Origin of the sequence: Streptococcus mitis, from assembly GCF_001074635.1 — a bacterium.
Lineage (GTDB): Bacteria > Bacillota > Bacilli > Lactobacillales > Streptococcaceae > Streptococcus > Streptococcus mitis_E.
Genome location: NZ_JUQO01000178.1, coordinates 1 through 7,587, shown reverse-complemented (window position 1 = coordinate 7,587; position 7,587 = coordinate 1). Strand labels below are relative to the sequence as shown.

Here is a 7,587-nt window from a genome sequence, read left to right as displayed (position 1 = left end):
GAGTACGGCAAGGCGACGTTGACGTGGTTTGAATTTGATTTTCGAAGAGTATTACTTGCTATACATCCAGAAACAAACTCGGCAATAGAGAGGAAATTCTAAGTAGTAGGCCTATAGGGTCAAGCAACTTGAAGGATTTTCTATAAGTATGATGTATGACGACAACAGTTTTAAATAAGGGGGAAAACATGTCCATTTTATCCATTAAAAATATTTCAAAGTTTTACACTTTGGACGGTAAACATCAAGAGCAGGCTCTAAGAAATATAAACCTGCAGATTGCAAAAGGTAAAATTACAGCGATTTACGGTCCATCAGGCTGTGGCAAAACCAGTCTACTCAATATCATCAGCGGTTTAGATAGACAATATGAAGGAGATTTAGAGTTTAAAGGGGAATCCCTCCGTGACTTATCAGAGATTGAACTAACTCAATTTCGTAAAGATAAGATTGGATTTGTGTTTCAAAACTTTAACCTCATTCCTCATCAGTCTGTCTTGGACAATGTCAAATTACCTCTCTATGTCAAAGATTTATCTGACAGGGAGATGACAATGATTGCAAAGGAGCAATTAAGTAACTTAGGCATGGAGCCTTTTGTAGCTAAAAATGTTAAACAGCTTTCTGGCGGGCAAAAGCAACGCGTAGCAATCGCGCGTGCACTGGTAAATCAGCCAGATATGATTGTAGCAGATGAGCCAACGGGTTCGCTGGATTCCCAATCCCAAGAAATGGTATTGGAAGTGTTTAAAAAATTAGCCCAAACAGGGAAAACAGTATTGATTGTAACCCATAATCCAGAGGTTGCCGAATATGCAGATGTGATTATCAAAATGAAGGATGGTGAAGTCGTTGAAGAAGTCAAAAAATAAAGGATTATCATTGAAAAATAAATTCAAACTTTCTTTAAATAACTTTATGGAAAGAAAATGGCGTAACCTATTGATTGCACTAGCAACCTCAATCGGTTTTGTAGGAGTCTTAATTTCTTTTGGCTTGGGAAATGCTTTGATTTCGATGATTGATGAAAATACGAATGGAGGTCAAATTCCTTCTCAAGTTCAGATTGCTTTAAACACAAAAAATGTTGGACGAGGCTTTTTGAACCAAGATGATAAGAACTATATCACGGATACAGTTGGAAAAGAAGCTATTAAATATTTGGAGAGTCCTTTTGGGATGACCATGTCAAATATTACTATAGATGGGCAAGAAATGGATCTGAGTCAAACGATGCCTTCTTATGCTCAAGTAGTGAGTCTCTATGAAGATACAAGTATCTCTGTTAGTAGTAATGAGGCGGACAAAGTATTAGCCGGTTCCCTCTATACTGATGCAAATGAACAGGGTTTGACAATTCCAATCAGTTTACTAAAAAATTGGAATGAACAGACAGGAAAAAATCTAACAGCTAGTGATGTTATTGGCAAATCAGTCTCAGCCAGCATTGTAGAAAATACTGCCGAGGCTAGTAAGATTGCTCAATTTCAAACAAAAATTGTACGTGTAATCAATGATGAAGATGACATGGAGGACAGCAACAGTTTCATGTCGTCTCATCAAATGGAAACGATTTTGAAAGAGGCTGGATTTACAAAAGCTGTATCTTATTTTATCTTGGAACTCAAAGATCCATCACAAACAAAAGCGATAACAGAAGAATTGCAGAAAAACAAGAAGTATACTGTTCTTTCTCAACAGAAGGTTCTTGATATTGTGATTACTTTTATTCGTGTCATTCAGGGATTGTTGATTGTACTTTCATCACAAGCTATTGTGGTAGCAGCAGTCATGATTGGTATCATTATTTACATCAATATTATGCAACGTTCTAAGGAAATAGGTGTCATGAAGGCAGTTGGTTATCAAAATCGTGATGTCAAAGGAATTTTTATTTACGAGGCTATCTGGATTGTAGGCATCGCCTTGTTACTGGCCTTTTTGGTTGCACAAGGGGTGGGAAGTTTGGCGAATGCGGTTGTAAATCACTTTTACCCATCCATCACGAAGGTTTTTGAATTAAATCCTCTATCTATTTTAGGAACTCTAGCTTTCGCTCTCTTGCTTGGTTATGTATCAGCTTACTTCCCAGCACGTAAAATTAGTAAAATGGATCCTGTAGAATCGCTACGATATGAATAGTAAGGGATTCCTTGATTTACAGTTTAAAAAAGAAACTAACATAGAAAAACAATGCCCGTACTTGCAATTAAACTTAAATAGTTATATAATAGGTTTGTTGAAAGGTGATTTGTAGTGATTCAAGTTACTCTTTTCACAATAAAAATTTCATGATTTTCATAAGGAGGAAATCACTAATGGTAGTTAAAGTTGGTATTAACGGTTTCGGACGTATCGGTCGTCTTGCTTTCCGTCGTATCCAAAACGTAGAAGGTGTTGAAGTTACTCGTATCAACGACCTTACAGATCCAGTTATGCTTGCACACTTGTTGAAATACGACACAACTCAAGGTCGTTTCGACGGTACTGTTGAAGTTAGAGAAGGTGGATTTGAAGTTAACGGTAAATTCATCAAAGTTTCTGCTGAACGTGATCCAGAACAAATCGACTGGGCTAACGATGGTGTAGAAATCGTTCTTGAAGCTACTGGTTTCTTTGCTAAGAAAGCAGCTGCTGAAAAACACTTGCACGCTGGTGGAGCTAAAAAAGTTGTTATCACTGCTCCTGGTGGAAACGACGTTAAAACAGTTGTATTCAACACTAACCACGACGTTCTTGACGGTACTGAAACAGTTATCTCAGGTGCTTCATGTACTACAAACTGCTTGGCTCCAATGGCTAAAGCTCTTCAAGATAACTTTGGTGTTGTAGAAGGATTGATGACTACTATCCACGCTTACACTGGTGACCAAATGATCCTTGACGGACCACACCGTGGTGGTGACCTTCGCCGTGCTCGCGCTGGTGCTGCAAACATCGTTCCTAACTCAACTGGTGCTGCAAAAGCAATCGGTTTGGTTATCCCTGAATTGAACGGTAAACTTGACGGATCTGCACAACGCGTTCCAACTCCAACTGGATCAGTTACTGAATTGGTAGCAGTTCTTGAAAAGAACGTTACTGTTGATGAAGTGAACGCAGCTATGAAAGCAGCTTCAAACGAATCATACGGTTACACAGAAGATCCAATCGTATCTTCAGATATCGTAGGTATGTCTTACGGTTCATTGTTTGACGCAACTCAAACTAAAGTTCTTGACGTTGACGGTAAACAATTGGTTAAAGTTGTATCATGGTACGACAACGAAATGTCATACACTGCACAACTTGTTCGTACTCTTGAATACTTCGCAAAAATCGCTAAATAATTCATGAGTCGATAAAAAGCAAGACCTCTTGGTCTTGCTTTTCTTATATGGAAAAATGGATGACACAATCATCCATTTTTTTTTAATTCTTTTTCAAAAGTATCTGATAGGGTAGTGAAGCTTAATTTCTCTAGAGTAAGCGGATGGGTAAAGGATAGTCGAAAGGCGTGGAGCATAAGCCGACTTGTTTTTGATTTACTATTATAGAGAGGGTCGCCTAAAATAGGAAAATTATGATGCGAAAGGTGCACACGAATCTGATGGGTTCGCCCGGTCTTTAGTTTGCAACGAACCAAGGAAGTTTTGTTTGGGAATTGCTTTAATCTGCTTACATGCGTTTCAGCATATTGCCCATTTTTTGTATCAACTATTCGTTTTCTGCGGTCATGGCGATCACGCCCGATTTTGTCTTTGAAAACAAGTTCTTTGCTGTTGATATGTCCGTCGATCTGTGCCCAATATTCCCTAGAAATCTCTTTTTTCTCCAATAAGCGATTGAGAATAGGTAGGATAAAAGGATTTTTGGCAAAGAGAACCAAACCACTGGTTTCCATGTCTAGACGATGAACGACATAGCAGGTTTGGCCAACATAGGCACTGACATGGTTAAGAAGGGCGATTTCGCTTGGCTGATTACCATGCGTTTTCATCCCCTCTGGTTTGTTCACAATAATTAAGTGTTGGTCTTGATAAACTTCCTGAATGAGGTTTGGGTTGCCCCAAGGAATTTCTTTTTCGGGATAATCTTCCTCGTCAAAAGTCAATTGGCAAACATCTCCAGGATTTACCGTCTCGTTCCAATGAACTTCTCGCTGATTAATCAAAATGTGTTTCTTGATTCTCAAAAAATGACGGATTTTTCTAGGGATGAGGAGTTGCTCCTCTAGTAATTGCTTTACCGTCATTTGAGGTAGAGAGTCTGGTAATGTAAATGTGAATTTCATACAGATATTGTAACAAAAAAAGCCCTATTTGGATAGGAAATAGCTAAATTCTTGTCTTCCTATGATGAAGATGATAAAATAAACGCATGAAATTAGATAAATTATTCGAGAAATTTCTTTCTCTTTTTAAAAAAGAAACAAGTGAACTAGAGGACTCTGATTCTACTAGCTTACGTCGCTCTCGTAGTGATCGAAAAAAATTAGCCCAAGTGGGTCCAATTAGAAAATTCTGGCGTCGCTATCATCTAACAAAGATTGTCCTTATACTAGGTTTGAGTGCGAGCTTGCTAGTTGGAACCTATTTGTTTGCTGTAGCCAAATCAACCAATGTTAATGATTTGCAAAATGCCTTGAAAACTCGGACTATCATTTTTGACCGTGAAGAAAAGGAGGCTGGTGCCTTGTCTGGTCAAAAGGGAACCTACGTTGAATTGACTGATATCAGTAAAAATTTGCAGAATGCCGTTATTGCGACAGAAGACCGTTCCTTCTATAAAAATGACGGGATTAACTATGGTCGTTTCTTCTTGGCTATTGTCACTGCTGGTCGTTCAGGTGGTGGCTCTACTATTACTCAACAGCTGGCTAAAAATGCCTATCTGTCGCAGGATCAAACTGTTGAGAGAAAAGCGAAAGAATTTTTCTTGGCTTTAGAATTGACTAAAAAATATAGTAAGGATCAGATCCTAACCATGTACCTTAACAATGCTTATTTTGGAAATGGTGTGTGGGGTGTAGAAGATGCGAGTAAGAAATACTTTGGAGTTTCTGCGTCAGAAGTGAGTTTGGATCAAGCTGCGACTCTGGCAGGGATGCTCAAAGGGCCGGAACTGTATAACCCCTTGAATTCTGTAGAGGATTCTACCAATCGTCGCGACACTGTCTTACAAAATATGGTTGCAGCAGGATATATTGATAAAAACCAAGAAACCGAAGCTGCGGAAGTTGATATGAATTCGCAATTGCACGATAAGTATGAAGGGAAAATCTCAGATTACCGCTATCCTTCTTACTTTGATGCGGTTGTTAATGAAGCTGTTTCCAAGTATAATCTAACAGAGGAAGAAATTGTCAATAATGGCTACCGCATTTACACAGAGCTGGACCAAAACTACCAAGCAAATATGCAGGTTGTCTATGAAAATACAGCGCTATTTCCGAGAGCAGAGGATGGAACATTTGCTCAATCAGGAAGTGTAGCTCTCGAACCGAAAACAGGGGGAGTTCGTGGAGTTGTCGGTCAAGTGGCTGACAATGATAAAACTGGATTCCGGAATTTCAACTATGCAACTCAATCAAAACGTAGCCCTGGTTCTACAATTAAGCCTTTAGTTGTTTATACACCAGCAGTTGAGGCAGGTTGGGCTTTGAACAAGCAGTTGGATAACCATACCATGAAGTATGACAACTATAAGGTAGATAACTATGCAGGAATCAAAAAGAGTCGAGAAGTTCCCATGTATCAAGCCTTGGCAGAATCGCTTAATCTACCTGCTGTTGCTACTGTTAATGATTTGGGTGTTGATAAGGCTTTTGAGGCAGGCGAAAAATTTGGACTCAACATGGAAAAGGTAGAACGTGTTCTTGGTGTCGCTTTAGGAAGCGGTGTCGAAACCAATCCTCTGCAAATGGCTCAAGCATATGCTGCCTTTGCAAATGAAGGTTTAATGCCGGAAGCTCATTTTATTAGTAGAATTGAAAATGCTAGTGGTCAGGTTATTGCGAGTCATAAAAATTCACAAAAACGAGTGATTGATAAAGCTGTAGCTGACAAGATGACTAGTATGATGTTGGGGACATTCACCAATGGTACCGGTATTAGTTCATCGCCTGCAGACTATGTCATGGCAGGGAAAACTGGAACAACTGAAGCAGTTTTCAATCCGGAGTACACAAGTGACCAGTGGGTAATTGGCTATACTCCGGATGTAGTGATTAGTCACTGGCTTGGTTTCCCGACCACTGATGAAAATCACTATCTAGCGGGTTCTACATCAAATGGTGCTGCTCATGTCTTTAGAAACATTGCAAATACCATTTTACCTTATACACCAGGAAGCACCTTTACAGTTGAAAATGCTTATAAGCAAAATGGAATTGCACCAGCTAACACAAAAAGACAAGTACAAACCAATGATAATAGCCAGACAGATGATAATTTGTCTGATATTCGAGGACGTGCGCAAAGTCTAGTAGATGAGGCTAGCCGGGCTATCTCAGATGCGAAGATTAAGGAAAAGGCTCAAACAATATGGGATTCGGTAGTCAATCTATTTCGCTAAGATGCTTGTCAAAGCCTAGCTTTCTTGTTATAATAGATAAGATGGAGGCGTTATGGCACTAAAAAAAGCAAGCCTAGCTTGTGCGGTTTGTGGTTCGAGAAACTATTCAATCAAGATTAGTGGAACCCCCAAGCCTACACGACTAGAAGTAAATAAATTTTGTAAGCATTGTGGCAAGTACACTACACACAGAGAAACGAGATAGGAGAGAGCGATGCGTTTTATTGGAGATATTTTTAGACTTCTTAAAGACACAACATGGCCAACTCGCAAGGAAAGCTGGAGAGATTTTCGTTCTATTATGGAATACACAGCTTTCTTTGTAGTAATTATTTACATTTTTGACCAGTTGATTGTTTCAGGTTTGATTCGATTTATTAACATTTTTTAGAAGGCTAGTGGAGTTAATTACACTAGAAATCTTCTATTTATGAAAGGAAATATCATGGATAGTTTTGATAAAGGGTGGTTTGTTTTACAAACTTATTCTGGTTATGAAAATAAGGTAAAAGAAAATCTATTACAACGTGCACAAACCTACAATATGTTGGATAATATTCTACGCGTTGAAATTCCAACACAAACAGTGCAAGTTGAAAAAAATGGAAAGAGAAAAGAAGTAGAAGAAAATCGCTTTCCAGGTTATGTTCTTGTAGAAATGGTCATGACAGATGAAGCTTGGTTTGTTGTTCGAAACACGCCAAATGTTACAGGATTCGTCGGATCTCACGGAAATAGATCAAAACCAACACCATTATTGGAACAAGAAATTCGTGATATCTTGGTTTCTATGGGACAAACTGTACAAGAGTTTGATATCGATGTTGAAGTTGGTCAAACTGTACGTATTATTGATGGTGCTTTTGCAGACTACACTGGTAAGATTACGGAGATTGATAACAATAAAGTGAAGATGATTATCTCTATGTTTGGTAATGACACAGTTGCAGAAGTAAACCTAAACCAAATCGCAGAATTATAACCCAAAGAGAGGCAAGACCTCTCTTTTTTATGCAGTTGAGGAGCTAAAGG

The 7,587-nt window shown here is 38.7% G+C and carries 8 protein-coding genes; 7 read left to right on the top strand and 1 reads right to left on the bottom strand.

The features are described from left to right. Window positions 1-188: 188 nt before the first annotated feature. The 3 genes from ADI58_RS07285 to gap all read left to right on the top strand — a co-directional run bounded on the left by ADI58_RS07285 (window position 189) and on the right by gap (window position 3,329). Complete coding sequence (locus ADI58_RS07285; RefSeq protein ID WP_049522022.1) at window positions 189-872, top strand: ABC transporter ATP-binding protein; 684 nt, start codon at window positions 189-191, stop codon at window positions 870-872. After that, the gene (locus ADI58_RS07280) at window positions 841-2,142 is read left to right on the top strand and encodes an ABC transporter permease (RefSeq protein WP_193390588.1); all 1,302 of its coding nucleotides are present in this window, start codon (window positions 841-843) and stop codon (window positions 2,140-2,142) included. Before ADI58_RS07285 ends, ADI58_RS07280 begins: the two co-directional genes overlap by 32 nt. Before the next feature lie 176 nt (window positions 2,143-2,318). Continuing rightward, window positions 2,319-3,329: a type I glyceraldehyde-3-phosphate dehydrogenase gene (gene gap, locus ADI58_RS07275; RefSeq protein ID WP_000260687.1), complete on the top strand. Its 1,011-nt coding sequence runs from the start codon at window positions 2,319-2,321 to the stop codon at window positions 3,327-3,329. 68 nt (window positions 3,330-3,397) lie between these two features. Here the strand turns inward: gap and ADI58_RS07270 are convergent, their stop codons facing one another. Continuing rightward, window positions 3,398-4,273 (bottom strand): RluA family pseudouridine synthase, encoded by an 876-nt coding sequence (locus tag ADI58_RS07270; protein WP_080982506.1) that lies wholly within the window; start codon window positions 4,271-4,273, stop codon window positions 3,398-3,400. 86 nt (window positions 4,274-4,359) lie between these two features. Between ADI58_RS07270 and pbp2a the strand changes: the two genes are divergently transcribed. The 4 genes from pbp2a to nusG are packed head-to-tail and all read left to right on the top strand — an operon-like array spanning window position 4,360 to window position 7,537. Further along, on the top strand, window positions 4,360-6,555 hold the full coding sequence (pbp2a, locus tag ADI58_RS07265; RefSeq protein WP_049522020.1) for a penicillin-binding protein PBP2A: 2,196 nt from the start codon (window positions 4,360-4,362) through the stop codon (window positions 6,553-6,555). A 52-nt stretch (window positions 6,556-6,607) separates the two neighbouring features. Further along, the gene (gene rpmG / locus ADI58_RS07260; protein WP_014017356.1) at window positions 6,608-6,760 is read left to right on the top strand and encodes a 50S ribosomal protein L33; all 153 of its coding nucleotides are present in this window, start codon (window positions 6,608-6,610) and stop codon (window positions 6,758-6,760) included. 9 nt (window positions 6,761-6,769) lie between these two features. Then, window positions 6,770-6,946, top strand: coding sequence for a preprotein translocase subunit SecE (gene secE, locus ADI58_RS07255; protein WP_001210991.1), 177 nt, complete (start codon window positions 6,770-6,772; stop codon window positions 6,944-6,946). Between the two features lie 54 nt (window positions 6,947-7,000). Continuing rightward, entirely contained in the window at window positions 7,001-7,537 is a 537-nt protein-coding gene (gene nusG, locus ADI58_RS07250; protein WP_000376740.1) for a transcription termination/antitermination protein NusG, read from the top strand. The last annotated feature ends 50 nt before the right edge of the window (window positions 7,538-7,587 follow it).

Excerpts from the sequence above, each read along its gene's own strand:
- secE (WP_001210991.1), top strand. The coding sequence starts at position 6,770 with ATGCGTTTTATTGGAGATATTTTTAGACTTCTTAAAGACACAACATGG.
- rpmG (WP_014017356.1), top strand. The coding sequence starts at position 6,608 with ATGGCACTAAAAAAAGCAAGCCTAGCTTGTGCGGTTTGTGGTTCGAGA.
- ADI58_RS07280 (WP_193390588.1), top strand. The coding sequence starts at position 841 with ATGGTGAAGTCGTTGAAGAAGTCAAAAAATAAAGGATTATCATTGAAA.
- pbp2a (WP_049522020.1), top strand. The coding sequence starts at position 4,360 with ATGAAATTAGATAAATTATTCGAGAAATTTCTTTCTCTTTTTAAAAAA.
- ADI58_RS07285 (WP_049522022.1), top strand. The coding sequence starts at position 189 with ATGTCCATTTTATCCATTAAAAATATTTCAAAGTTTTACACTTTGGAC.
- gap (WP_000260687.1), top strand. The coding sequence starts at position 2,319 with ATGGTAGTTAAAGTTGGTATTAACGGTTTCGGACGTATCGGTCGTCTT.
- ADI58_RS07270 (WP_080982506.1), bottom strand. The coding sequence starts at position 4,273 with ATGAAATTCACATTTACATTACCAGACTCTCTACCTCAAATGACGGTA.
- nusG (WP_000376740.1), top strand. The coding sequence starts at position 7,001 with ATGGATAGTTTTGATAAAGGGTGGTTTGTTTTACAAACTTATTCTGGT.